This is a genomic window from Anaerobacillus sp. ABR4_321, from assembly GCF_056158505.1.
The window spans coordinates 80,482-105,604 of the sequence record NZ_JBSWTK010000012.1 but is presented as its reverse complement, the minus strand read 5'-3'; the positions used below and the strand labels follow the sequence as shown (position 1 = coordinate 105,604).

The window sequence follows — 25,123 nt, the reverse complement described above, 5'->3', positions numbered from 1 at the left end:
AAATGGTGAAGAACGGTTACAGGTATTCAGAGGTAAGAAAATGGAATGAAGAGTTCGGGAACATCGAAACGACAACAGTGGATTTTGATGATCGTGGAGAGTATTCCAATAAACAAAGTAGAGGTGGAACGAAACGAACGGAAAAAGTTCTCCCAGGTATTTCACCTTTTGTATTTGGTAAGTTCCTTGTTCAAAACACGTTACTCGTCCGTTTAGTGGATGTGTGGCCAGATCCAGTCGAACTCGTTAATGTACCAACAATTCTAGTAGACATGGACAGCGAGTTAAGGGCTGAATACCAGAAGATGATTACAACGTTCGAAAGTGAAATCGATAGTAGAGACGATGGTCATAAGCTTTATCTCCCGCTCACTTCTACAGGGATCGCTTATCCAGACAACCCGTTCACTTATCCTTCTGTGTTATTTAAAAATGATGAAGGCGACCGAGAAGTCATATGGACGCCGGACCATTTATCTCAAGATCGATTATTGAACAAAGAGAAGAAGCTTCAGGAAATCATCAAAGGAGAAATGACGGAAGGGCGTAAGAGCATCATTTACGTTCGAGATACCGGTTCATCGGTTGCTGGGAGAGATGTGAGACCGCGTATAAAGAAAGTATTAGAAGATATCGGTGCTAAAGTGGATATTCTTGATACTTCCTCTACGCAGACGAATAAACGAAGCGAATGGTTGAAGAAAAAGATCGAGAAAGAGGGTAACGATGTCATTATCGTTTCTCAGGAGCTCGTGAAAGTTGGATTGGATTTGCTTGTTACGCCAACGCTCATCTTCTATCAATTCTCCTGGTCACTCTTTACGATCAATCAAGCATCAAGAAGAGCATGGCGCATTGGTCAGGATCAAGAATGCAGGTTGTACTATCTCGCATACAAGGATTCTTACCAAGAGCAGATGGCTGAATTGATTGCGATGAAAAATAAAGCAGCTAGTGCGATCAACGGAGATGTTTCTTCAGACGGATTATCCGCTATGTTAGGGGATGATGGTGACCTGCAAAGCATGTTGATCAAATCTATTAAAAAGGGCAAAAAGCTGAAAGGGTCTACTGAAGAATGGGTAGCAGAAACTTCTGACCGAGCTAGAGCTATTTTAGCTGGGATTGGTAAGAAGAAACAACCAAACCTTCAAACACAGTTCGTTAGCTGGGTCCGCCAGCAAGTGACTGCTGAACCTACACGAAATGTGCTTATTAGAAAAGCAGACTCTATCGTTTCCAATATAGAGAAAGGCGAAGTCACTGGCTTTGTTTTTCACAATGGTGTTTTGGAAGTAGATTTGGTTGATGCATTCGGAATAAGCCTCGTGGGCGATGGTGCGGTTCTATCTCACCTTGTTAGTCATGAAAGACGTTCCGCTAAGAGAACATCCTATAATGCTAGCATCTTCGAAGTGAAGGAAGAACAAACGACATCGAAACGGAAGGTAAAGGCAGCGCCAGTGGATGGACAGCTAGGGTTCAGTCTTTTTGATTAAACTTAAATAGGAGGAAAGGGAATGTTTATTGCACTTTCAGAGATTTATATATTCATCTATATAGTAATGGAACAGTATATTTTCGAAAGGCTATTAGAAATCAGAATGCAAGATGAAATAGACTTTTTCTTAATGGTAGATGAGCTCAGTTTAGAAGATTGTACGATGGAGCGGGACGCTGACATTAGTCTCGCTCCATCCCTAGGGGTGAGTAATCCTAATGAGCCAACAGAGGTTGAAACAGTTAAAGTGAAGCGTGAAGTATCTGAACTTGATAACGAAGCTCTCGACTTTCTCGATACACTTCAAAGTGAGTTAGGAGTTAACTCTTCTGAAACAGAAAGTCAAGAATTACAAGAAGAAATGTTCACATACTCAGATGAAGATATCCCACCCGTTGTTCACGGTCAGGATTTTATAGAGCCTGTTTATGATGAAGCTGATCTTCTTCATATAGACGACATTAATGAAGGGATGGCTATCCCAAATGATGAAGAGTATCGTACAATTTCTACAACCAAGATTAAGGATAATCTTGATGGTGAGCAACAATGGATTGCATTTGTTGTAGGGATTGAAGGTACCTTCATTCATGTGACTGATGGCAGTCGCTTATGGATCAATGTTGGAAATAGTTATATCAATAAAATTTCTAAAGGAAATCTTTTGGCACTAGATATTAATAAACAGGGCAATAAAGTCGATGTAAAACATGTAGTCAAATTGGAAAATGGTTGTTCTGAAGATTATTCTATACCTGATGAAAAGAGATATGAATATAGCGAATTAAGAGAAGCAATTTAAAGTTAGTTAAATAGCAGGGGATGCGACACATGTCGCCCCCCACGCTAAGCCATCAAATTATTTTGTAGGTTTCGCATGGGGGTCTTTCCCAATAAGTACTGGATTAAAAAGAATAAAGCTTGTCTAAATCACGGGTTGGGAAACATCGTGAAAAAATGGTCGATTTATACACCTTTTTTACTAGGCATTTCCCAATACTTAATGACTCTTCTTTTTGCTAAGCTATATTTATAGATCTCACATGATTTACCTGCAGTTTCAACAGCTGCATAACTATATAGACGGTGGTGGGATCTAGTATGAGTAATGAACTTATGAAGCAAATCAACCTAGATAAGACGAATAAACGAATCAAGAACAGCGACGTAGCAAGGGAACTACAAGTATCACCGGGAGCCGTAACTCAATTCTTTCGAGAAGATGAACAGATACGAATTGGATTGTTGCACTTCACGAAGTTGATTGAGTTCATCTATGAGAATGACGTAGAAACCAAAAGAGAACGACTTTTTGAATTCTGTCGAAAAACTAAACGCCCTGAAAACTTACGAATCGCAATGGAATATGCTCATATGAACGGTGAGTCACTATTTCTTCAGTACATTGTTGCACAAGATCTTGATGGAAAGCGACCGAATGATGAATGGGCGTCCGTTTACCAGTTGCTCTTAAAAAGAAGCATGGGTGAATTGAATGGAGCAGCATTACTCCGTGCGACTGAGGCATTGATGAGTCAGCGTAAATTGAAAACCAATGAAATGCGAATATTGGTCAATATCATTAAAATGTATGCTTACTTTGAAATGGAAGAGCACGGCAGCATGTTAAAACTGACTAAAGAGTTACCAGTTGAAATAAACACGATTAGGAATCCATATATCAAGGAAGCGTTCCGAGTAAGAATGCTTGAAGCATATGCTCATGGATACCTTCGTGATAATGACTTAGAGAATGCTAGAAACGCAGCATTAGAATTAACCTCAGATCCTAATTCAACTAAATTTCCGATGTGTGCTTCCACTGGTTATCATGTTTTAGGTCAGTCTTACTTATTTGAGGATTTTGAGCAAGTGGAGAATAACATAAAAGCGAGCATGGACGTTTTAAGTGACTTAGCATCACCTCGAGTGATTGCAAGAAGAAGTGAAATTAAGAAGACATATGATTTTTCAAAGGTTCACTGGTCAAAAGATGTAGATGAAAAAATGCTTTATGACGAAGGTGAACGTTTACACTTTTTGGTCTCGAAAGGGAAGAAAGAGGAAGCGTATCAGTTGATAAATGAGCTGGAATTAAAAAATGGTAAACTTTCTGCTTTTCAAGTTTACTATAAGGGGCTCATTGAGAATGACCCTTCACTCTTGAGGCGCTCTTTAGAACTTTTCAGGAAACAAGGGAACAAGTTTTACCTTAGACTTCCCCTCACTCGACTCCAGGAGTTGAGTAAGGATAGGGATGAGAAGTTAGAATTAATTTGGTAAATTGGTAAATTAGGAAAAATCCGGTACACAACCATGGTATAATGTAACGGTAAAAAAATTTGCAAGGGGGATTAAATTGTCCACTACAAAACGATTCATAGCAACCGTCGCAATTTTTGCATTTATGATATCGCCTTTTGCACATTCTGAAATTGCTAAAAGTACATCTCCAGGTGTTACCACTTATGGAGTAACAGATCCAGGCGGCGGCATTGGAAACTAGTAAACTAACATAATGTATTAATAAGATGACATCACTCATTCTGGGTGATGTCATCGTTAGTTTACAGGACTTTTAGTAAATTTCAGTTTTGATAAACACTAAAATTATCAGACAATTATGTTCTTAAAGATATTTTATATAGATTGTAATGGATGAATGTTTTTCGATGGTACAATCCAACTACTAACATAAAGAGGTGGGTCAAGATGATCTTAAAGGAAGATAACATAGATAACTTCGTTGAAAGTATAAAAAAATCGAATAGCAATCTGGAAGAAATAATGATTAAGTATTCTCATCAGTACGCAATCATAAAAGGGCACGCCAACCCTAATATTATCCAAGACGACGACTATTACGAAAATGTTCGTGACCATATCACATTTTCTGGGTTTAGCTGGATAGATGAGTTTTCTAAAATGTTTAAAAGAATGGATATTTCTATGGAAGTTTTACCTGATGGAACCTTTAATCACAGTAATGTGAATCTATCAGTTAATGTTATTCTTCCTAAGGACGACTCTGCAGTAACAGCTTATATTTACCGTAGATTTCAAGATCTATCAAAGTATAATCAATTTCTACATAGCGTAAGATTAAAGGGGACGAAAGGAAAAATTAACTCCATTCAATTCGAATTCTCGTTTGATGTGAAAAAGCTAAGTAAAATCATTCGTGAGAAATCGGTTGGTAATAAGCAATTGGTTGAGCAATGGATGTATATCACTGAGAAGTGCCAGAAAAACAACCGCAACGTGGAAGTGATTGATGTACTGTTTCCAGTAGTGAGTGGGAAAATCCACTACGAAGTAACCACAGAGTTAGTGTCGGAATACATCTCACTAAGCGGGAATACAACAAATGTTTAAAGAACATTTAAAGAGCTGGCCTCTGTTAGTAGGTCTCTCTTTACTTCTTTTGTTGTTTAGTCTTCCTATAGACGCAATGGCTGCATCTGATACTCTACCCATATTTAAGAGTGAAGACGGCCAAACCAAAGAAACTACGACAATGAATCAAACCGTCTCAAACATAACGAATGATTTGAATAGTAAAGCGCCAATGATTTCTCTAACCATATCAACCCTGTTCAGCATCATGTTTTTAATCGGTGTAATTCGAATGGCGTATGCTTTGGTTACCAAAACAGGCATGGTGTTAAAAGGATCTACAGGTATACTAATTGGTGTTCCTATTTTTGTCCTAACCATTCGGTTGTTTTTTATTATTTCTTTTACCACAACAGAATCTGAAATACCACATTTGGTTACAGATGTAATGAATCTTTTAATCAAAGCAGGTTTTTATTCTGCAATAGGTATGTTATTAGTCGCGCTTCTTATGAAGTTATTCCATAAGTTCCTTAACCATCCGGAGTATGGAAGGTGGAGCAAACGGTTATTTATTGGAGCATCGAGTCTGGTTATTTTAACAGCTATTATGCCGGTCGTCTTAACAGCAATCTAACTATCAAAGTAGGAGGTCAGGAATATGAAGCTACAACTAGTTGTAAATAATCCGACGGTTCAAAACGAAAAGAATTATATTACGTGTCGTTCCAATTGCGAATTATTTGACCCCATCACAAATGAGTGTGGCGTACACGATATAAAGGAACCTGACAATCCGAAGATAGCTGCACGCTGTGGGGAGCTGATATTAAAGGAGCATTCAGTAGAGTCCGAAGATAATCCTTGGGAAAAACCGTTAAATTTCGACCTCTTTGATGAAGACTTTACAGATGAAGAAGAGGCGGACAACATCTTTATGGAATTCAAAGGGGAGATCGTACCGGAAGATTCAGTTTATCCAATCCAACCCGATGTTCCAGCTAAACGGGAAGACGCCATATGGTATGTAGACCCTGATAAGAAGTTTGGATGTTGGGTAGTAAACAAATCACCACAAAAATTTATAGCTATAGACAACTTTGCTATAGTCCAGCAAGGCTGGACTGATCGAGTATATAAATCCCCTTATCCACTTCATGACCATGGTTCGTCATTGTCACTTTCTTCTCGGATGGTATGGTATGTAGATGAGGAAGGATATGGCCAATACGCTTTACTTTGTGCAGGTAAGATATCTATAATTTCACACCCAAAACCATCGAAGTGGAAAAGTAAGCAATGATTGCTATCAATTATAAAGTTACAGTATAATAAAAATAGATTAATAGACAGGATGCACTCCTCAAAATTTTTGATTGGTAGTCTCTACCGATCATCGTTTTGAGGAGTGCATTTTTTTTGGGAAAGGAGCATTTATTTTGTATCTATTCAGATTAGTGGGAAGAAAAATTGCGATGCTAATCTCCCGGTATTTCGTTGCTTATTTCCTCACATTCATTGTTTCGTTTGTAATGTCTTTTCTTGTCATGACAATAATCGATCATGACTATTATGGAAGCCTCCAAAACTTAATAGATACCAGCTTATTTCTGGCAGTTCTTTCTATTCCGTTTTCTTTTGTCTCTTATTACTTACTAAATGAAAACCGCAAATATAAACATATAAAAGAAAGTGAGGTTCACTAATTGAAGAAAGTACTCATAATCGATGATCAAGTTACCTATCGAAAAGGAGTAAAGCACCTGCTAGAAATTAAGTTTCCTGAACTGGTCATTGAAACAACGAATTGTCTTAGTCCAGAAAAGTTAGAAGGCATTCCCGACTTAGTAATAGTTGAACCTAATACTAGTTTTGAGCATTCTCTTCTTTTAATCGATTTTCTTATTGCTACTCATTCGAAGGTTGTTATTTTATCTACTCCAGATAAGGGTAAAAAGAGAATGCTCGCCCTTCTGAAGAGAAATATTCAAGGATTCTTACTAAAGAATATGAGAACTGATGAACTCCTGAATTGTATTGAAACAATCTTAAGTGGTAATCGATACATCCATCCCCAGGTTGCGAATGTGCTGCTCGATGCTTACCAGGTACAATACTCGATACATAATCAAAAGCAAACTAAATCAATTGTTTTGTGACTCCCGTATGGAAGTTTAATACATATACACTTGAATAACGTATTTTTTGTGGTATATTTGTTATAAATAACTTACGAGGAGCGTTTTACTATGAATATTACGATTGCTGTTTTCGGTGGAAGTCAGGAAAGAACTTATCAAAAAATCGGGGCGAAACATGGTTGCAAAGTTCTGTTTCATCAAGGGAAGACAAGAAATGGAGGCAACCGAAAAGAGTTCCGTAACATTATCAAGAAAGCTGATGTAGTTGTTTGTATGGTTGGAGCTCTTGGCCATGTATCGATGGATGTGGTGAAAGAGTTAAGCAAGAAAAACAACAAATCTGTTGTATACCATAATGGTTTTGGAGCTTCTGGAGCTATACAAAGTTGTATAGATAAGATGTCTGAAAAGGGAGCTGCCGCTTAAATGATTCATGAACACGGTATTCCTAGTCTATGTCTTTGGTTATATGGAATTTAAATATCATATAAGGTTTCGATAACATTCATTGAATCAATGCTAAAAGACTTCAAGAATAGGAGTCTTCCCATTTATTAAAAGCTTTTTAAAAAAATAGAACAACCTAAGCGATTTTCAGTTGGATTCTGACAGTAAAGGTGTTTCCAGAGAATGTGCTAGTGGGTAATTGTATCAGGAGGAGAAGAATGGCTCATACCCGTTATCTCGTTATGCTTGTATGCTTATTAGTCTTAGGGGGTTTAAGCTTTGGCATATTGCGTTATTTAAATCAACAAATTGCAGGCCCCCCCATAGAGAATGCAATGGAGATAGAAACTGAATTAGAAGACTATTTAGGGAAAGAGTTAGATGACCTTTGTGTAGTTAGTGCTTCTTTTAATAACTATATTATTGGGGATGAAGAAGAGGGTAAACAATACCATATTTTAAGGAACTCAAAGGGAGAGTTAGTAGAACCAAGGGGGGCTATTCTTGCCAACGAAACAACACGATTAGTTCCAGGTGAACGAATTGATTCCACATTAACTGTTATTGATGGGGAATTAGAAAGAACGGATTTGAATTTTAATGGATATTTTTCAGACGAAAATATTTCTTTAACTTCTACATATGGTGAAAAAGTTGAAGAATATCGATTTGCAGTTAACGAGAATGTTGAAATATCGGTAAATGATTATGATGTTAAAATAGAAGTTTTGGAGAGTGATCCTGAAAATAATGTATTAACTGCAAACTTATCAAAAAATGTATGTACCATGCATTAACATCTAAAGGGAGAAAATGAACTCAGCTACTTTACAATAAATAGTATCCGATAAAGAAAAAATGCACAAAAATTTCAATTACCGTATTAGGTATATATAAAATCACCTAATATTATTTAATGCAGTATAACTTAGAGCTTTATTATTGATAGATTGATTTTAATAGTAAAATTTATTTTGTTTTACTAAACTCAAAAGCTTCAGGTGTCGATTAATGAAGGGAAGGCAAAAAGAAGCAGCAAAAGGGGTTTAGACATCTATGAAAAAAATACTTACTACTTGGCAAACGTGGGCAGTTTTTTCCGTGTTGTTAATTCTAGTGATCGTTGCATCAACTATATATGGAACATACGGTACTGGAGACGTGGAAAGACGAGAATACCTTACTCTTGAAGAATTTAACTCTATTGATATTGGGATGACTTTTGACGAATTTAAAAAAGTACAGGATGCCAAACCATCTAAAGATGCTGAATTAGTAACAGAAGGACTCTATGCGATAACTTATAACGGCAAAGAAGACCACACATCTGCAACGGTGTTCTTGAAAAAGGAAAACGAAGATGACAAGATTGGAGATTTTGTCGTTATGGATAAAAGCCAGCATGGACTTGAATAAGTCTATCCTGGCTTTTATTTTCTTCATAGAAAATATGGAGTTTAGCAAGAATGTACTTACCACGGGGGTGAGAGTATGCTTAACAAGCATCGCTCTGAAAAAATCTTACGAGACCTTAGGAAAATCAACATGAGAGTTGATACATTCATAGCTAAAGCAAATCATAATATCTCTAAAACTAACAAGCAACTTGAAGATCGAAAAAGAAAAGATAATGAGGGGTAACCATTGAACAGGGCTTTCAAAATAGTTCGCTACCACCGAGAAAGAGGGAACTTAATTGGTCCCTCTTTCTTATAAGGTAAAGAGCATATAGAAACAAATCATTACACCAAAGAATGGAAGAGTACTCTTAAGGTAAGATCCATTTAAGAAAATTCGAACACCAATCAACACATTAAATGAAGCTACCGCAGCAATAATTAAAAATACGAGTGTTTCCCAGGTCATATAAACCTCCAATGAGATCTTTTATAGGTTCATAATACAACACATATATTGAGAGATTTTCGCTAAATTATAGATTTACCAATCAACTATCTTAAATGCTCTAGGATTTGTAAAGTTCTTAAAAAAGGATTACCTAAATCATTTGTATTTTGGGCAGCGACTTTCTTCATTTCTTGTATGCATTTGGTGTAGTCTTTATTTATTACTAAATTCAATGTATCTACTTTTTTTAAGTTTTGTGTTATGTAGCCTTCAGGAACGTAGGGAGACCATAGCATAAAGACTTTCTCCGGAAAGTTTTCTAATAGTAGATCTGCGTATTCTTGTTGAACTCTATGCTTTTGTTTAATCTTTTCAACCGTATATTCATTGTTACGATACAATAACCCTCTTATATGAGTGGTTACTTCACACAAATAAGCTGTATTCGTTTTAAGGTTTAAACCAATTACGTCAAGTTCAGATAACCCTTTCAAACCACCGCCTGGGATTCTAACGTTGTAGTCCACAAAATCGCACTCCAGCATACTTTTAAGATAAGCTCCAACAATATATTCTCCTACATCTGTCTGCATGTATATCACTCCTTATATAGTTATTTCATCTGTATAAAAATGTTTGAACAAAGGATTGAAAACTCGTTTCTCAGTATAACTCATTCTCTGATAAGTTTATATTTTCATAGTTTTTGATGATTATAGACTTGACTAAAAAATGTCAATTACCGTACTTTTATCAATTGGAGAACATTAATAAAATCCATATAAGCTATAGAAAAAGATGACCCCTGTAAACATAGAGGGTCATCTTTTAAAAGTAGCTTTAATCTTATTAAATTGTTCTATTAAAGAGGCAACATAATTAAAAAAGATGAAGGCTACTTATAAATGGGAACAGAATCATTTGCTAGTATGATAGAATCCGTTATCAAACAACAAGTAAACTAGCACTATTATTAGACACCACCGCACCCAATACAACGAGCATAATAAGTATTATCTGTTCCTAGATAGATAGTTTCTCCTTGATAAACGGCATAAGCGTTCGTGTACACTTTTCTATCAGCTGTAGGATAAGGGCTATTTTCATAGACCGCCATATAAACTTTCCCTACATTGGTAGGGTATTCATCTGCTGATGCAAAGTAATACGCGATACCCACACCTATACTTATTGCAATACCACCTACAAATGTCGCACCTGCCGCCGCAGCTATTGATGCGCTGACGACACTACCTACAGCGCCAGTGGATAAAGAGGAAAGCGTTCGTTCTGCGTTGATGTTTACCCAATCCGAGAACAAGAAATCCCACGGACCTGACTTATAACTCGTTTCAATCCATCCATCAGCTGCTTGAGTTGATACATCTCCTGACTTATCATCAAGAGAGGCCATCGTATTATTCGATTTCGCTTTTTTACTCTTTTTTCCTTCATTAATTGTTACTTCAATATGGTGATTTTCATCATTTATCTTGTAATCATCTGTATTTACTTTTTCTATTACTTCCACTACATCATCAGTGATCGAGACCGTTGTATTGTCCTTATCGGTTTGTAAAATGACTACCATTTCACCCTGCTCACTAATATCCCCGAAATGCTCAGGGTTATTTAAATTAAAATCTTTCATCGTATCAGCTACAAGTTGTCTGTTTTCATCTGAAAGGTCTTCTATGTTGGAAGCATAGTCTTCTATGTCAAAATCCTTTAAGGTATCCTCGATAATGGCCTTTTCATCTTCATTGAACTCAGCTTTACCTGGGCCATTACCTGCAGCTGCTGATTGACCAGCGAATGCAGTAGAAACTAAGCTAAAAACCATTGCAAACATTGTTATGATTGATAGTAACTTTTTCAAATTAACACTCCTTTTCATTATTAGCGACAGTCACAACCCGACACCTGACGTTAGCGCTAAACATTTAACACCACCTTTATTTGTATGCATTACCATAATATGGTTTGAAGGAACGCATGAATTAGTGTAACATAATAGTCGAATAATACAAAATTTTGGAATAAATTATAAAATAGACGGAATATCAGGGGCCTTTGGGCATGACATAATCTTAAAAGTTATAGAAAGGAGAAATATCATGAAGAAAATCGATAACTCTGAATGGAAATTGAGCTGGATGGCTCTAGCAGTATTCATCGGGGGGAGCATCGTTAGTCAATTCTTATATATGCCTGATATCCCACATATACCATCTATATTGGGGTGGATGATCGGATCTGTACTATTGGTGATAGGAAATGTTATTTACGTACTATTTAAAAGAAAGAAAAATACCGGTACGGAAAAGGAAAATCACAATCATGGGTAGTATACCTTGTCACCAAAACAAGAATAAGAGTATTTATTTTCAAGAAAAAAAGCACTTCCAGATATGGAAGTGCTTTTTTAGAGGGATCTGGTTATCAGGTTATCAGGTGCCCCTATAAGGTAAACAACATATACATACAAATCGTCACACCACAGAATGGAAGGATGCTCTTTAATATATGAGGCGTTAAAGAAGATACGAACACCAACCAAAGCATTAAATGAAGCTACCACAGCTATGAACAAAAATACGATTGTTTCCCAGGGTATGTAAACCTCCTCTTCTTATGTGAAAGTTTTTTGTGATTGTATTTTATATTTTGACTATAAATTTCATAAAGTTACTCTCTATATATTTGTCCATCACATTCCATCTATAAAGCTAGAATCTATCCATGTATTCGCAGCGTTATCCATCCTAGCCAAACGCTTTTGTAAGTAAATCTGAGTAGTGGTCAGACTTTTGTGCCCCAATGTTTTCGATATGCTTTCCAAACTGGCACCGCGTTGAGAACTATATATTGCAAAGAAGTGACGGAGGTCATGTGCTGAAATGCGCTGAGCTCTTGCCTTTAGAAAAGGTAAATCGGTTCTATTCATTACTTTTGAGAGATAAGAAGAAAGGTACTTTTCATTATAATTCTTACCTTTGGCATCTGGTAATAGAGGAGTGGTATCACTTCCATCCAATTCCGATGTATATCTTCTCCTTTTACGATAAGCTACAATTCTATCCCATATTTTAGGGTGGATTAATACTTCTCTTTTTTCATTTCCTTTCCCAATAACCTCTAGAAACAATTTTCCTTCATAATATGTAAGATCACAAATTCTAGCATGACATAGTTCCTTAACCCGAAGTCCAGTACTTGCTAGAACACTGATAAAAGTATGTTCAACAATGTTATTCTCGAAATATTTGAGTAACTGCAATACCTCAGCTTCGTATAAATCTCGATTTGGACGATCATTTTCATGAACATTACTAGTTTTAAGTGCCTCATGAAGTCGTTTAGTTATGTAGTTCCGCTTATATAAAAATTCAAGGAAAGCCTTTATTATTACCGTTTTTCTAGATAACGTGGCTACAGAATAGCGGACTTTTTTATCCTCTGATTCTTTATCTTTGTCTTTGTGATCTATATCCCTCTTTTTTGCTCTTCCTAGTTTCACTTCTTTCAACCAGGCTTGATACTTTCTAATATGTTTTGGCTCTAATTGTTTCAACAGCTTAGTGAGATCAGCTTTTGTAGAATCAAATTCATATAACTCACCTGCAGAAGAAAGTTGGTTATAGAAAAAGAGTAACTCTCGTAGATATTCCTTTTTCGTTTGTTCAGTACGATTTTTCTGTTGATCCAAATCGCGCTCATGATGTACAAACATATACATCATTTCTAGGTCATTAAATGCAGAAAAATAATCAAAGTCCGGATCGTAATCAGTTTGGTCCATCAACTGAACGTAACGACTGCCATCTAGCATCTGTTTTTGGAGTGATAGCAATTGATAGGGAAGGATAGCGTTCTTCTGTTTCTCTAAATCATTCATCCCTTGGATAAGTTCGTACTTATTTTGTTTTTCCATATACCCTAACCTCCTACTTAGTTATTGACTCTATATATTAAATAGTGTTACTAAATCATAAAATTATGAAGAATAATCATTAGTAACAATTCTAATGTTTGTCTTAGATATATAGTAAAAATAGAAAATGATACAAATATATTTTATCACGATTATATATTCATTGATTGCACTTAAAAGGAAAAATGCATTATTCTTCCTCCCCTAAAATAATGATAGATATTTAAAATAATATTTATATGTCCGATTATAAAGTTAATAGTTTTATATGATGGAAACATATGCTATACTTTCATTAAGTTGGAATAACGTACACCAGTTCGTATGTTATTCGACTAACAAAGTGAAAAGAAAGGAGATTAAAGATATCGAGCATAGCTATTAAAATGTGCTTATCATTCAGAAGGTTGAACTAGTATTCTAGCAACCTAATTAATTGATAGCCGAGGTCTAATGTGTGGAAAGTTGAAGACCTCCATACACTTCTTAATTTAAGAAAGGATGTTCAAAATGGGTGAAGTAAAGACAGTAACATTTCGTTTCGAGGAAGCAGTTTCCGTTAAGGTGAAAGGAGAGAAGGGACTATCTGAGAATCAGATTCTCTCTATCGCAAAGAAACAAGTGATCGATAGATTAAAAAGGAAATTTCCTTCCTTCTCTTACAACATAACGGAGGGGGAATCCATTGATTTGGAGAAAGCCTACCCTGGATTGCCCGTTCGCTCTAAGGATAGTGGGGAATTAGGGATCATTACGAGCATTAAAGCGAGTAACAAGCTACAAGTAAACTTCACCTTAACGAGTGGTGAATCTTTAAGAGGACTACCAGCTGCATTAGGTCCGGTGCATAAAGGAACCAAACTCGATAAATTTGTTCGAAAGAGAGAGCACTGGCGCCAGGGCTTGACGGAAGGCGATACCGGTTACCTCGTAGCAAAGGATGAGATTATTCCAATCGTGTTTAGTAAGCCGACAAAGACCTTCAGCATCGCCTTTCCCATTTCTCACGATCCGGATGGAAGTTATTTTAAATTATCACAGCATCACTTAACCTTTGTTTTTAGTACAAGAAAAGAAGCAGAAGCCTTCAAAAGCCGTTAAATATATAGAGAGGCTACGCTCATGCGTAGCCTCAATCATGGTGTTTTTACGGTACCTTATGGCAATAGAACTAGCTTTAAGGAAGGGTGTTCCAAATGGGTGAAACTAAAATACATGAACAATTAAGCTTTTTTCAAACGTGCACGTGCGAGAAAGGGATCTTTTGTCCTGAAGTTGAATTTGATAGCGACGGAATCATGAAGTACCATCCTTGTTTTCATCAAAATCTTGGAAAGAACTTTACAGAGTCCGATATGGAGTACTTATGTAAGTACGTGGGGGATGGAATGAACATGATGTCGATGGCCTTAATGCATCCACCAAAGGCTATCGCTACCAAGCTCTCGAGGATAAGAAAAGCAGGAAAATTTGATTACTATAAGAACCTGAACCGCTATTGGTAAAGGCGGTAGAATGGCTCAGCAAGAGTGCAGCGGTAGAGGGTATTTAATTAGGTATAAGGAGTTTTGATTACATGACAAACCAAGAATATTACACAACGAATCAGGTTGCTGAAGAACTAAATGTTGCGATTGAGACGATCTACAGCTGGATTCAAAAAGAGGAACTGGTCCCAGTCTATAAAGATTGGCGCGTGGACAACACCAAGCTATTTAGAAAAGAAGATGTTGTAGCATTGAAAAACAAGCGTTTGAAACCTGGCTATACGACAGGGGACATTGCTAAAAAGCTCGATATGCCGCTTCCTACAATTAAATCGTATCTAAACAAAGGAATCATTCAGTCCTTTAAGCATGTCTATAGAGGAATCGAGATGAACTTTGTGACCGAAGAAGAACTTGAGACGTTTATGAAAAGTGACTTATTCCGTGAGTATAAAGATGCGAAGCAATTCTATTACGTTAAGGATAAAGACAACAGTTATTTCTTATATCAAAAGCTTAACAACTTAAAAACAGGGGAAGCTGCTCGTATTACGAAAATCGATGGTTCTGAAGTTATGGTCACGACGGAGGACGGAGAATTGTTGTCAATTGAGGAAGCTGAATCATCAGGATATCATGTTGAACAACAAATTCAGACGAAGAAGTATATCAGTAAAAAGGGATATGCAACATTCTCATTTTCAAAGCCTAGGCACATATCATCACCAGTCTACGCTCTCATCGAACTCTTATATGAACATCTTGGACCAAGAAACATTAAGGTTAGTCTCACGGATTCCGATATCGTAGTTAAGGTCAAACCTATCCTATTGCCACTAAATGAAGTTGAACACTCGAAAGAACTCACACTCTTAGAGAACAACCTGATCGAAGGAAAAGTGAATAAGCGACATCACGATGTCCATATCGATAGCGATTTAAAACCAGTACCTGTTTATTTAACCTCTTCGAAGAAAGAGTATTATATGAGCCGGGCGAAGGATGAAGGGACTAGTCTTGAAGCCTATCTAAAAGAGCTTATTGAAATCGGTGAAGAATACAAATGAAATGCTGGGCGGTGTAGGAATGTGAGCGTTGATCAGTTGAGTTTGTTTGAAGAACAAGAGGATGTAAACCAGAAACCTTCTATTATATGTACGCCACGATTTCAACCGAATGATCTCCTTACTATAAAACACCCTGATAATTCCATGGATCCAGAAGACTACTATTATGTTTCTAGCTTTGCGGGTAAGCAGGGGAATGTGATGAGCATAAAGGTATTAGATAATGGAAAGGTTTGCTACGAGATTATATTCCCAAATGATTCTGTGGGGATTTTTTATGAAGAGGATCTCACTGATTAATATAACTGGTATAGTGGCGTCCTCCTCAATTCATATAGCTAGGATAATAGCTTTATTCTAGATAAGGGCAGTTTAGAACAATAAGATGTAATAAAATTAGAATAAAAAATTGATTTTTAAAATGGTCATAAAGTTTCTCTGAAAGCTATTTTAGATATTTGAAAAGAAACAACAGAGGTGACAAAATGCATAGCAAATAAAGGGATGGGTTATTCCTTAAACTGACGTGTTAGGTTTGTAAAAAAAAACACTCATTGCGAGAATTGGGATTCCCCCCAATTCTTTTTTCATTCAAGCTAATGCTTGAATGATGAAGTGGATAAAGGGTATACTATATTCAAGTAAATGTTTGAATGAGAAAGTGGTGGGAATATGAATAAAAATACTTGCGAGATCTATTGCTATGACGAAGAAAAAGTTAATCAATTATAACAGGATTTAAGACAGTAGATATTTCTAGTGTTTGCATAAAATGTTCAAAAGTTTGTGTTGACATATAGGAAAGAGGGGGTTGAAAAATGATAACAACTATACTTACAGCCGCAGCTATTTATGTAGCAACTGGTATTGATTACCTTGTTATTTTAATTCTATTATTTTCACAAATTAAAAAAGGACAGGCAAAACATATTTGGTTAGGCAAGTATATTGGAACGATAATTGTTATAGGAGCAAGCCTTTTAGTTGCTTTTGGTGTTACTAACCTAATTCCTCAACAATGGGTTATAGGACTACTTGGGCTTTTACCACTTTACTTAGGTATAAAGATATGGATTAAGGGAGATGAGGATAATGATGAAGGAAACATTTTATCGTTATTTTCCTCAGGTAGGTTTAATCAATTATTTGTAACGGTAACTTTTATTGTATTGTCTTCCAGTGCAGATGATTTTTCCATTTATGTACCGTATTTCACAACATTGAACGTGACTGAAATTATTGTCTCTATCTTTACCTTTTTAATTATGATTGGAGTTTTACTCTATGTCGGTTATCGTTTAGCCAACTTGGATTTTATATCGGAAAAAATTGAAAAGTATCAACGTTGGATTGTTCCAATTGTCTTCATAGGATTAGGAATTTATATTATATTTGAAAATAAAACATTTAATGCCCTATTCACATTACTGTTTTAATAAATACTAGTTAACAAGACAAAAGCATTAAGAAATGATTTGTATGAGATTCACTTGAATTAAGTTCTGAATGAATGAGGTGAGAATATGAGTAAAGATACTTGCGAAATCTATTGCTATGACGAAGAAAAGGTGAATCGAATACAAGGAGATTTAAAAACAGTAGATATTTCTAGTGTTGCCCAAATGTTAAAAGTGATTGCTGATGAAAATAGGGCAAAAATCACCTATGCTCTTTGCCAAGATGAAGAGCTTTGTGTATGTGATATTGCGAATATCGTAGGTGTTACTGTCGCCAATGCCTCCCATCATTTGAGAAAACTTCATAAACAAGGTGTCGTTAAGTTTCGAAAAGAGGGTAAACTCGCATTTTATTCGTTAGATGATGAACATATTAAGCAGGTAATGATGTTCTCATTAGCCCATAAGAAGGAGGGGAAAGGTAATGTCTGAACAAGTAAAGGTCAATGAACAAGAGTCAAAAACATACCGTGTTCAAGGATTCACCTGAGCTGACTGTGCTAAAACGTTCGAAACGAACGTGAAACACCTGGATGGTGTTTCGGATGCGAAAGTTAATTTTGGTGCTTCTAAAATTACGGTTACAGGAAATACAACCATTGAAGCACTTGAAAAGGCAGGTGCTTTTGAAAACTTGAAATTACGAGACGAAAATGAAAAAAAGGTAGAACATGAACCTTTTTGGAAGCAAAAAGAAAATATTAAAGTCTATATTTCAGCGGTATTGCTTGTAATTAGTTGGTTTTTAGGAGAGCAATTAGGGGAAGAACATTTTCTTCCGACGATTGGTTATGCAGCATCCATTTTAATTGGTGGATATTCGCTATTCATTAAAGGTCTTAAAAATCTAAGTCGATTAAAGTTTGATATGAATACATTAATGACCATCGCCATTATAGGAGCTGCAATCATTGGTGAATGGGGTGAAGGGGCAACGGTAGTTATTCTCTTTGCCGTCAGCGAAGCCTTAGAACGATATTCAATGGATAAAGCTCGGCAGTCTATTGAATCATTGATGGATATTGCTCCAAAAGAAGCGTTAATTCGTCGTGGAAATGAAGAAATGATGGTCCATGTTGAGGGTATTCAAGTGGACGATATTATGATCGTAAAGCCTGGGCAAAAATTAGCGATGGATGGAGTGGTCATTAAAGGCACTTCTACGCTAAATCAGGCTGCGATTACAGGAGAAAGTGTTCCAGTAACTAAAACGATTGAGGATGAAGTCTTTGCAGGCACCTTGAATGAAGAGGGATTGCTCGAAGTCAAAGTAACAAAACGAGTGGAAGATACTACATTATCGAAAATCATTCATTTGGTGGAAGAGGCTCAAGCAGAACGAGCACCTTCTCAAGCGTTTGTCGATAAATTTGCAAAATACTATACACCAGCTATTGTGATTCTGGCATTCTTAATTGCAGTTATTCCTCCGTTATTCGGCGGTGATTGGAGCGAATGGATTTATCAAGGATTAGCTGTATTAGTGGTTGGTTGTCCATGTGCACTGGTTGTTTCAACTCCAGTTGCCGTGGTTACCGCAATAGGAAATGCAGCAAGAAATGGTGTTTTGATTAAAGGTGGTATTTATTTAGAAGAAGCAGGAGCCGTTAAAGCCATTGCTTTTGATAAAACAGGAACATTAACAAAAGGTGTACCTGCTGTTACCGACACCATAAACTTTGGTGAAAATGATAATGATTTATTGTTGATCACAGCAGCGATTGAAAAAGGTTCACAGCATCCTCTTGCTTCAGCTATTATGCGAAAAGCAGAAGAAAAAGGATTGAAATTCAATGATGTATCGGTCGATGATTTTCAATCTATTACAGGTAAAGGTGTAAAAGCAAAAGTAAATAACCAAATGTATTATGTAGGAAGTCCGAACCTTTTTGAGGAATTGCATGGAAGCATTTCTAGTGATAGAAAAGAAAAAATTGCGGAGATGCAGACAAAAGGCAAAACAGTGATGGTGTTAGGAACAGAAAAAGAAATTCTTTCGTTCATTGCCGTAGCCGATGAAATGAGGGAATCATCTAAAGAAGTCATCGGCAAGTTGAATAATATGGGTATTGATACCGTGATGCTGACAGGTGACAATCAAAGGACAGCAAAAGCAATTGGAAAACAAGTCGGTGTTTCGGATATTAAAGCTGATTTACTGCCAGAAGATAAATTGAATTTCATTAAAGAATTTCGAAGAAAGTACCAAAGTGTCGCAATGGTTGGAGATGGCGTGAATGATGCACCAGCTCTTGCTGCTTCCACTGTTGGTATAGCAATGGGTGGAGCTGGGACTGATACAGCACTAGAAACGGCTGATATTGCGTTAATGTCTGATGATTTAAGAAAATTGCCATATACGATTAAATTAAGCCGTAAGGCTTTAGCAATCATCAAGCAAAACATTACCTTCTCTTTAGCGATTAAATTAGTTGCATTACTGTTAGTTATGCCTGGATGGCTTACATTGTGGATCGCGATCTTTGCAGACATGGGAGCTACGTTGTTGGTAACCCTTAACAGTTTGCGGTTACTAAAAGTAAAGGAATAAAAAATAATAAAGCAAGAGAAAACACTGTTGTTTCTCTTGCTTTATTATTATAGTGCTAGTCTTATTCAACTAAAGAGGGCGCTTGCTGAATAAAAGGTAAGCGTTCTATGAAGGTTTTGGACAGGATTCTTGAAGACTCAGTTTCGAGATAATAGGGTGGAAAGGGATAATTCTTGAATTTTAAAAAGGTCTTTTCAAATTCATACTAAATGATTTTTCTGCCGTTCTATGACAAGACCATAACGACTAATGTTAGGAATCGTGGCGGCTTCCCTCTTTTTCCCTAATATATATCTATGGATAATCTTTTTTTAATTCTATTAGTTCTTGTCTCTCCTTCTGTAAACCAATTAATGAGATATGAAATAAAAGAAGTAAGAGGTAGCACTTATACATGGATTGGATTTTTGGGTACATATATTGGTTCTAATCTACCAGGCTCGTTTAACCCTAATAGGTGTAATGTTGGCAATTGAATATACCAAAAGACAAAGCAAAAGAGAATACGAAGGGAGCTTATCTGTAATAAGATAGGCTTCTTTTTTTGCGAAATAAAGGGTTGAGGAATTTGGGATAATTTGAAATAATTGGTATCGAAGGTTTGGCGGGGTAACTCTGAAGGTTGGGGTGTAGATATTTTAATGGGGGATCTGAAAAGAATTACTTTAATTATTTCATTTGTCTTTATTGTAATTACTCTATTTGGGTGTCAATCTGAAAACGATGAAATGATTCTACTAGATACAATTAGTCAAATCTCTATATCTAATTCAGACGGTTTCGGAGGGCTAAACGAAAATTTCAGCTTTTCTTCACAAGAAAAAATAGTAACATCTAATTTTGAAAAAATTATGGAGCGATCAACATTGGTTAATAAGGGAGTCTCCAAGGAAATTCCTGACTACGACATACTCGTGGAGTATAAAAATCAAGATACTCATGGAATACAACTTATACTTGGAAAATCGGATGAAGAAAGTTATCTTACATACATTGGTCACGAAGATAAAGTATATAAAGTTTCACCCGGTGACACAGAAAGAATAAGAGCATTGCTGAATATCTAAGGCAAATAGCGCTCTGTGCAGGTTTTGGGCTGGATTCTTTAGGAATGGGTTAATATTTTTATCAGAATAGGAGAGAAGAATTTGAAGGCATTCGCTTGGAGTCTATTATTATTTCATTCTGCTATATTAATACTGTGGATAATGAACTCTGGATACTTATTCTCATTGATGGGGATAGTTATTTGGATTATTGCAGTGGCGGTAGGGTTCATTGTTCAAAAACAAATAAATGAGCAATTGTTGATAAAAAAACTCTTGCTATCATCAAGTTACTTTATGACTTTTCTGAGTGTAATAACTGTTGGAATATATTTTGTTACCAGTTCTATGCCTTAACTGTATTTCTGCATAGCGGGTGCACCTATAAAAACGAAAATAATTTAGTCTTGTTCTCATCTGGTTTTAGGCTGGTAGTATCTCGCGGTGTTTGGAGGTTGAAATGAAGAATAGGATATTAATTGGTTTATTTCTAGTAATTATTCTTGGAATATCCACTTGTGGTCCATATAACCTCTTCAATGATTTTAACGAGGTAAATGAACTTAAAGAATTTGTTTCAAAAGATCAAAAGTTTAACGGTCAGGCGGTTGTAGATATAGATTATAAGGGATCTGACACCTATTATATTCAAACAAGGGATGAAGAAAAAACAAGACATTATATCGTAATGAAATATTAAGCCTCTGTAATGAATGGACATTGGAAGGTTTTTGAGCAAACCTCAATAGGAAATTATTATTAAGTTCCAAAGACCGCTAGACTTTCAAATTAGAAAGTCTAGCGGTCTTTGTTTGAATTTAAGCCACATGTAGTGAGAATATAGCAAATCGAATATTTTTTTATTAAAATGCATAAAATCTGCAAAAAGTAAGGGGATAAAGCTAAGAGAATGTTATAGGGGTGAGAGTTTTGGGAGAATACAAAGAAAATAGCCTTTCTTTAATTGGAGCAATTGGTTTAGGGACCGGGGTAATAATCAGTGCAGGAATTTTTGCATTACTTGGTCAGGTTGCAGAACTAGCTGGAATATGGTTCCCCTTGATTTTTATTGCAGGTGGAATCGTCACAGGGTTTAGTGCTTATTCGTATGTGAAGATGAGTAACGAATTTCCCTCCGCAGGTGGAATCGGAATGTTTCTTGTTAAAGCATATGGAAAAGGAACATTAACTGCTTCGGCAGCTATGTTAATGGCCGTTTCCATGGTCATCAACCAGAGCCTTGTCGCACGAACATTTGGTACGTATACGCTACAGATATTTAATATAGACCAATCAGGTTATCTTGTTTCTTTGCTAGGCGTTGGACTATTGTTATTCGCTTTCTTAGTGAATATTTCAGGTAATAGCTTTATTCAAACATTTACATCAATCGTATCTCTACTAAAAATAATTGGATTAGTTATTTTTGCAATGGGAGGATTATGGGTCGCTGGATTTTCCATTACTCCTGCTGAGGGAGGGAGCGGAACACCAGAAACTACTATAGCTAGCATGATTGCTGCAGTCGCATTAACAATCCTATCCTTTAAAGGTTTTACCACCATAACTAATAGCGGTTCAGAAATTGTGAAGCCAAAGAAGAACGTGGGACGAGCGATTATTGCTTCGATCCTTATAAGCTTAGTGGTTTATCTGATTATTGCATGGGCAGTATCGAGCAACCTTCCATTAAGTGAAATTATTAAGGCAAAAGATTACTCCTTAGCAGAAGCAGCAAGACCAGCTTTTGGGGAGTATGGTGTCTGGTTCACTGTTGCTATCGCTATCATTGCAACGATCTCAGGTATAATCGCAAGCGTTTTTGCGGTCTCGGAATGCTTGCGATGTTAACAGATATGAAGCTTATTCCACATAAGCATTTCGGTATGCCAGGGCGTATTCAAAAGCACACTCTTGTCTACACCGTCGTACTTGCAATGGTGTTAGCAGTTGTGTTTGACCTGAGTAGAATTGCTTCAGTCGGAGCCATTCTTTATCTCGTTATGGATATGATTGTGCACTGGGGTGTCTTTAAGCACTTACGTGAAAAAGTAAATGCTAAATCAGGGGTTGTGCTGACTGCCATGACTCTTGATGCAGTTGTTCTGCTCGCCTTCTTGTGGGTCAAAGCTACTACTGACTGGTTGATTGTCGTAGTTTCTGTTGTATTTATCATATTCATTTTTATTGGTGAACATTTTTTCTTGAAGTACAGACGTGAAAAGTAATCTTACTATAAGACAGTATAGGAGTGGATTAAGATGATGAACGGTGGCGGAATGGGAGGAATGGGAGGTGGCTTCTTTGGTTTCGGCTTCCTCTTCATTCTAATTATCATTGCAATTGTTGTTATCGTATTTTGGATGAGGAAACCTGGATCACATAGTAAGTCTACTTCAACTAATTCCCACGAAACGTTGAAAGAACGTCTCGCGAAAGGTGAAATAACAGAAGAAGAATATGACCGGTTAAAAAGAAAATTGAATGAGTAATCTAAGTTGTTAGGTTTAAACGGAGTTCATACCTGGTAAAGGATGAACTCCATATTACGGTCTCGACATTTTCTGCATATTTACGGGGGAATGACTACAGAAGGTAAATTCATAAGAGGTGAAACGGAATGAAACGAAAAGTAATAGGATCAATCGTAATCGTCATTCTACTAATTATTGGAGGAGTGGCTTTTCTGAATTCTCCTTTTTATAGTAGTGGGGATAAATCTTTACCAGAAGGTGTTACGCAGGGTGAGGTTAGTGTTCTAGAAGTGAATGCACAGGAACCAGAGAATCGACCTGTAAAGACATTCAACTTAACTGCAGAGGAGACCGAGTGGGACATCAGTGAAGGTAAGAAAGTCAATGCGTGGACATACAACGGGACGGTACCTGGGGAACCTTTGCGTGTTACTGAAGGGGATTACATTCGAATTAATTTAAAGAACGAACTAGATGTGCCAGTTACGATTCACTGGCATGGGATGTTACTTCCCAATAAAATGGATGGTGTTCCGGGGCTCACACAGGATGCTGTACAACCAGGGGAGTCATTCACATATGAATTTATTGCCAATGATGCGGGAACGTACTGGTATCATTCGCACCAGCATAGTTCTAAACAGGTGGATAAAGGCCTCTATGGTTCACTAGTTATTGAAGAGAAACAGAAAAGATATGAAAAAGAGGAATTTTTCATCCTTGATGAATGGGCCGTCAACCAAGAGAAAAAAGATATAACGAATATGGGTGGCATGATGAAGGGTGCTATGACAATGAACGGCGAGGCTGATACCGAACAGATGTATGATACGTTCACAGTGAACGGAAAAGCGGGACAGGCCGTTGAACCACTTGTTATGAAAGAAGGAGAAACGGCAAGATTGCGCTTCGTTAACGCAGGTTACCAGCAACATCAATTGGTTTTCCCTGAAAAAGCAATGAAAGTGATCGAGATCGATGGTGAAAAGGTTAAGAATTCAGGTGGTACTTCGAACGTACTAGAAATCGCGCCTGGAGAACGGATCGATGTAGAATACACAAGACAGAGTAGTGAACCTACAGTAATTAGAGAGAACTCTGGTGGAGACAATGCAGATGATATGGTAATTCCTGTTCTCTCCAGTGAAGATGAAGCTTTTGACCCAAGCAATCAATCAATTTCATCTTCTGGCACTGATGTTGCAACTGGCACTTCATTTGGAAGTGAAGAAATGATTTTTGAAGATGTACCTGAACCTGACGTCACGTATAATATGGAATTGAACATGGGAATGGACATGGGGGAAGGTGTAGCTTTTCAGATTAATGATCAGGTATTTCCCGATACTCCTCCTATCAATGTGAAAGAGGGGGATATCGTGAAGGTGAAAATCACGAATTCCGGAAACATGAATCATCCTATGCATTTGCATGGTCATCGCTTCCAGGTAGCCTCAAAAAATGGAAAGAAATATGATGCCCCGATCGTGAAGGATTTAATACACGTTAAGCCAGGAGAAGAATACACCATCTACTTCAAAGCTGATAATAAAGGGGAATGGTTGTTTCACTGTCATGATAACAACCATGCTAATCGAGGCATGGTAACAATCGTAGACTATAAAAGTGTCTATTCACCTTTTGAGCTTGGCGGAGAGCACAATAACCAGCCAAACTAACTTTTTGGATGGCCTGGGTACAATATCAAGGCAACTTTTATTTAGTTTGGATCATTTATAGTATTTGTCTTAAAAAATAATAGTTTCTACACAATAACTTCATATCTTGAAGGTAATATTTATCATGATCCTTCATAAAAGGGCCACATTAAGAG

General features: G+C 36.7%; 29 protein-coding genes and 1 pseudogene. 26 read left to right on the top strand and 4 right to left on the bottom strand.

Translation table 11 applies throughout. The features are described 5' to 3' along the window. Positions 1–5 precede the first annotated feature (5 nt). From ACXADT_RS22315 to ACXADT_RS22265, 11 genes are all read left to right on the top strand, one after another. Positions 6–1,499, top strand: coding sequence for a helicase-related protein (locus tag ACXADT_RS22315; protein ID WP_474834784.1), 1,494 nt, complete (start codon positions 6–8; stop codon positions 1,497–1,499). A gap of 21 nt (positions 1,500–1,520) precedes the next feature. Next, complete coding sequence (locus tag ACXADT_RS22310) at positions 1,521–2,303, top strand: hypothetical protein (RefSeq protein ID WP_474834786.1); 783 nt, start codon at positions 1,521–1,523, stop codon at positions 2,301–2,303. A gap of 299 nt (positions 2,304–2,602) precedes the next feature. Continuing rightward, positions 2,603–3,784 (top strand): AimR family lysis-lysogeny pheromone receptor, encoded by a 1,182-nt coding sequence (locus ACXADT_RS22305; protein WP_474834788.1) that lies wholly within the window; start codon positions 2,603–2,605, stop codon positions 3,782–3,784. Positions 3,785–3,860: 76 nt separating this feature from the next. Next, complete coding sequence (locus tag ACXADT_RS22300) at positions 3,861–4,007, top strand: hypothetical protein (RefSeq protein ID WP_474834790.1); 147 nt, start codon at positions 3,861–3,863, stop codon at positions 4,005–4,007. Between the two features lie 281 nt (positions 4,008–4,288). Next, positions 4,289–4,876, top strand: coding sequence for a hypothetical protein (locus ACXADT_RS22295; protein ID WP_474834792.1), 588 nt, complete (start codon positions 4,289–4,291; stop codon positions 4,874–4,876). Next, the gene (locus ACXADT_RS22290) at positions 4,869–5,474 is read left to right on the top strand and encodes a hypothetical protein (RefSeq protein WP_474834794.1); all 606 of its coding nucleotides are present in this window, start codon (positions 4,869–4,871) and stop codon (positions 5,472–5,474) included. Before ACXADT_RS22295 ends, ACXADT_RS22290 begins: the two co-directional genes overlap by 8 nt. 24 nt (positions 5,475–5,498) lie before the next feature. Next, complete coding sequence (locus ACXADT_RS22285; RefSeq protein ID WP_474834796.1) at positions 5,499–6,140, top strand: hypothetical protein; 642 nt, start codon at positions 5,499–5,501, stop codon at positions 6,138–6,140. A 403-nt stretch (positions 6,141–6,543) separates the two neighbouring features. Further along, the gene (locus ACXADT_RS22280) at positions 6,544–6,996 is read left to right on the top strand and encodes a response regulator (protein ID WP_474834798.1); all 453 of its coding nucleotides are present in this window, start codon (positions 6,544–6,546) and stop codon (positions 6,994–6,996) included. A 90-nt stretch (positions 6,997–7,086) separates the two neighbouring features. Further along, on the top strand, positions 7,087–7,404 hold the full coding sequence (locus tag ACXADT_RS22275) for a DUF2325 domain-containing protein (RefSeq protein ID WP_474834800.1): 318 nt from the start codon (positions 7,087–7,089) through the stop codon (positions 7,402–7,404). A 239-nt stretch (positions 7,405–7,643) separates the two neighbouring features. Continuing rightward, positions 7,644–8,222 carry a hypothetical protein gene (locus ACXADT_RS22270; RefSeq protein ID WP_474834802.1) on the top strand — a complete coding sequence of 193 codons (579 nt, stop codon included), beginning with the start codon at positions 7,644–7,646 and terminating at the stop codon, positions 8,220–8,222. A gap of 259 nt (positions 8,223–8,481) precedes the next feature. After that, positions 8,482–8,841, top strand: a complete 360-nt coding sequence (locus tag ACXADT_RS22265; RefSeq protein ID WP_474834804.1) for a hypothetical protein — start codon at positions 8,482–8,484, stop codon at positions 8,839–8,841. A gap of 294 nt (positions 8,842–9,135) precedes the next feature. Here ACXADT_RS22265 and ACXADT_RS22260 read toward each other — a convergent pair whose 3' ends face one another. From ACXADT_RS22260 to ACXADT_RS22250, 3 genes are all read right to left on the bottom strand, one after another. Further along, positions 9,136–9,291: a hypothetical protein gene (locus tag ACXADT_RS22260; RefSeq protein ID WP_474834806.1), complete on the bottom strand. Its 156-nt coding sequence runs from the start codon at positions 9,289–9,291 to the stop codon at positions 9,136–9,138. A gap of 86 nt (positions 9,292–9,377) precedes the next feature. Further along, positions 9,378–9,866: a hypothetical protein gene (locus tag ACXADT_RS22255; RefSeq protein WP_474834808.1), complete on the bottom strand. Its 489-nt coding sequence runs from the start codon at positions 9,864–9,866 to the stop codon at positions 9,378–9,380. Between the two features lie 380 nt (positions 9,867–10,246). Continuing rightward, entirely contained in the window at positions 10,247–11,152 is a 906-nt protein-coding gene (locus tag ACXADT_RS22250; protein ID WP_474834810.1) for a hypothetical protein, read from the bottom strand. Between the two features lie 238 nt (positions 11,153–11,390). Here ACXADT_RS22250 and ACXADT_RS22245 point away from each other — a divergent pair, with 238 nt between their 5' ends. Next, positions 11,391–11,621, top strand: coding sequence for a hypothetical protein (locus tag ACXADT_RS22245; RefSeq protein ID WP_474834812.1), 231 nt, complete (start codon positions 11,391–11,393; stop codon positions 11,619–11,621). 362 nt (positions 11,622–11,983) lie between these two features. Here the strand turns inward: ACXADT_RS22245 and ACXADT_RS22240 are convergent, their stop codons facing one another. Further along, positions 11,984–13,207: a tyrosine-type recombinase/integrase gene (locus ACXADT_RS22240; RefSeq protein WP_474834814.1), complete on the bottom strand. Its 1,224-nt coding sequence runs from the start codon at positions 13,205–13,207 to the stop codon at positions 11,984–11,986. Between the two features lie 510 nt (positions 13,208–13,717). On the opposite strand from ACXADT_RS22240, the gene ACXADT_RS22235 reads away from it, so the two are divergent. From ACXADT_RS22235 to ACXADT_RS22170, 14 genes and pseudogenes are all read left to right on the top strand, one after another. After that, on the top strand, positions 13,718–14,308 hold the full coding sequence (locus ACXADT_RS22235) for a hypothetical protein (RefSeq protein ID WP_474834816.1): 591 nt from the start codon (positions 13,718–13,720) through the stop codon (positions 14,306–14,308). 95 nt (positions 14,309–14,403) lie between these two features. Further along, positions 14,404–14,712 (top strand): hypothetical protein, encoded by a 309-nt coding sequence (locus ACXADT_RS22230; RefSeq protein ID WP_474834817.1) that lies wholly within the window; start codon positions 14,404–14,406, stop codon positions 14,710–14,712. Positions 14,713–14,783: 71 nt separating this feature from the next. Then, positions 14,784–15,761 (top strand): helix-turn-helix domain-containing protein, encoded by a 978-nt coding sequence (locus ACXADT_RS22225; RefSeq protein WP_474834819.1) that lies wholly within the window; start codon positions 14,784–14,786, stop codon positions 15,759–15,761. A 21-nt stretch (positions 15,762–15,782) separates the two neighbouring features. Then, complete coding sequence (locus ACXADT_RS22220; RefSeq protein ID WP_474834821.1) at positions 15,783–16,061, top strand: hypothetical protein; 279 nt, start codon at positions 15,783–15,785, stop codon at positions 16,059–16,061. 372 nt (positions 16,062–16,433) lie between these two features. Next, positions 16,434–16,525, top strand: a pseudogene (locus ACXADT_RS22215) (transcriptional regulator); the annotation flags it as partial. Positions 16,526–16,579: 54 nt separating this feature from the next. Next, positions 16,580–17,197, top strand: coding sequence for a CadD family cadmium resistance transporter (locus ACXADT_RS22210; protein WP_474834823.1), 618 nt, complete (start codon positions 16,580–16,582; stop codon positions 17,195–17,197). 87 nt (positions 17,198–17,284) lie between these two features. Beyond that, on the top strand, positions 17,285–17,650 hold the full coding sequence (locus ACXADT_RS22205) for an ArsR/SmtB family transcription factor (RefSeq protein WP_474834825.1): 366 nt from the start codon (positions 17,285–17,287) through the stop codon (positions 17,648–17,650). Then, positions 17,643–19,769: a heavy metal translocating P-type ATPase gene (locus ACXADT_RS22200; RefSeq protein WP_474834827.1), complete on the top strand. Its 2,127-nt coding sequence runs from the start codon at positions 17,643–17,645 to the stop codon at positions 19,767–19,769. Before ACXADT_RS22205 ends, ACXADT_RS22200 begins: the two co-directional genes overlap by 8 nt. Positions 19,770–20,356: 587 nt before the next feature. Beyond that, positions 20,357–20,836: a hypothetical protein gene (locus ACXADT_RS22195; RefSeq protein ID WP_474834829.1), complete on the top strand. Its 480-nt coding sequence runs from the start codon at positions 20,357–20,359 to the stop codon at positions 20,834–20,836. A gap of 439 nt (positions 20,837–21,275) precedes the next feature. After that, a complete protein-coding gene (locus ACXADT_RS22190; RefSeq protein WP_474834830.1) occupies positions 21,276–21,515 on the top strand; it encodes a hypothetical protein in 240 nt (79 codons plus the stop codon). A gap of 230 nt (positions 21,516–21,745) precedes the next feature. Beyond that, entirely contained in the window at positions 21,746–22,666 is a 921-nt protein-coding gene (locus ACXADT_RS22185; RefSeq protein WP_474835899.1) for an APC family permease, read from the top strand. After that, positions 22,660–23,043: a hypothetical protein gene (locus ACXADT_RS22180; RefSeq protein ID WP_474834834.1), complete on the top strand. Its 384-nt coding sequence runs from the start codon at positions 22,660–22,662 to the stop codon at positions 23,041–23,043. The genes ACXADT_RS22185 and ACXADT_RS22180 overlap by 7 nt, the downstream gene beginning before the upstream one ends. Before the next feature lie 33 nt (positions 23,044–23,076). Continuing rightward, entirely contained in the window at positions 23,077–23,307 is a 231-nt protein-coding gene (locus tag ACXADT_RS22175) for an SHOCT domain-containing protein (protein WP_474834836.1), read from the top strand. Between the two features lie 128 nt (positions 23,308–23,435). Beyond that, a complete protein-coding gene (locus ACXADT_RS22170; protein WP_474834838.1) occupies positions 23,436–24,968 on the top strand; it encodes a multicopper oxidase family protein in 1,533 nt (510 codons plus the stop codon). Positions 24,969–25,123: the final 155 nt, after the last annotated feature.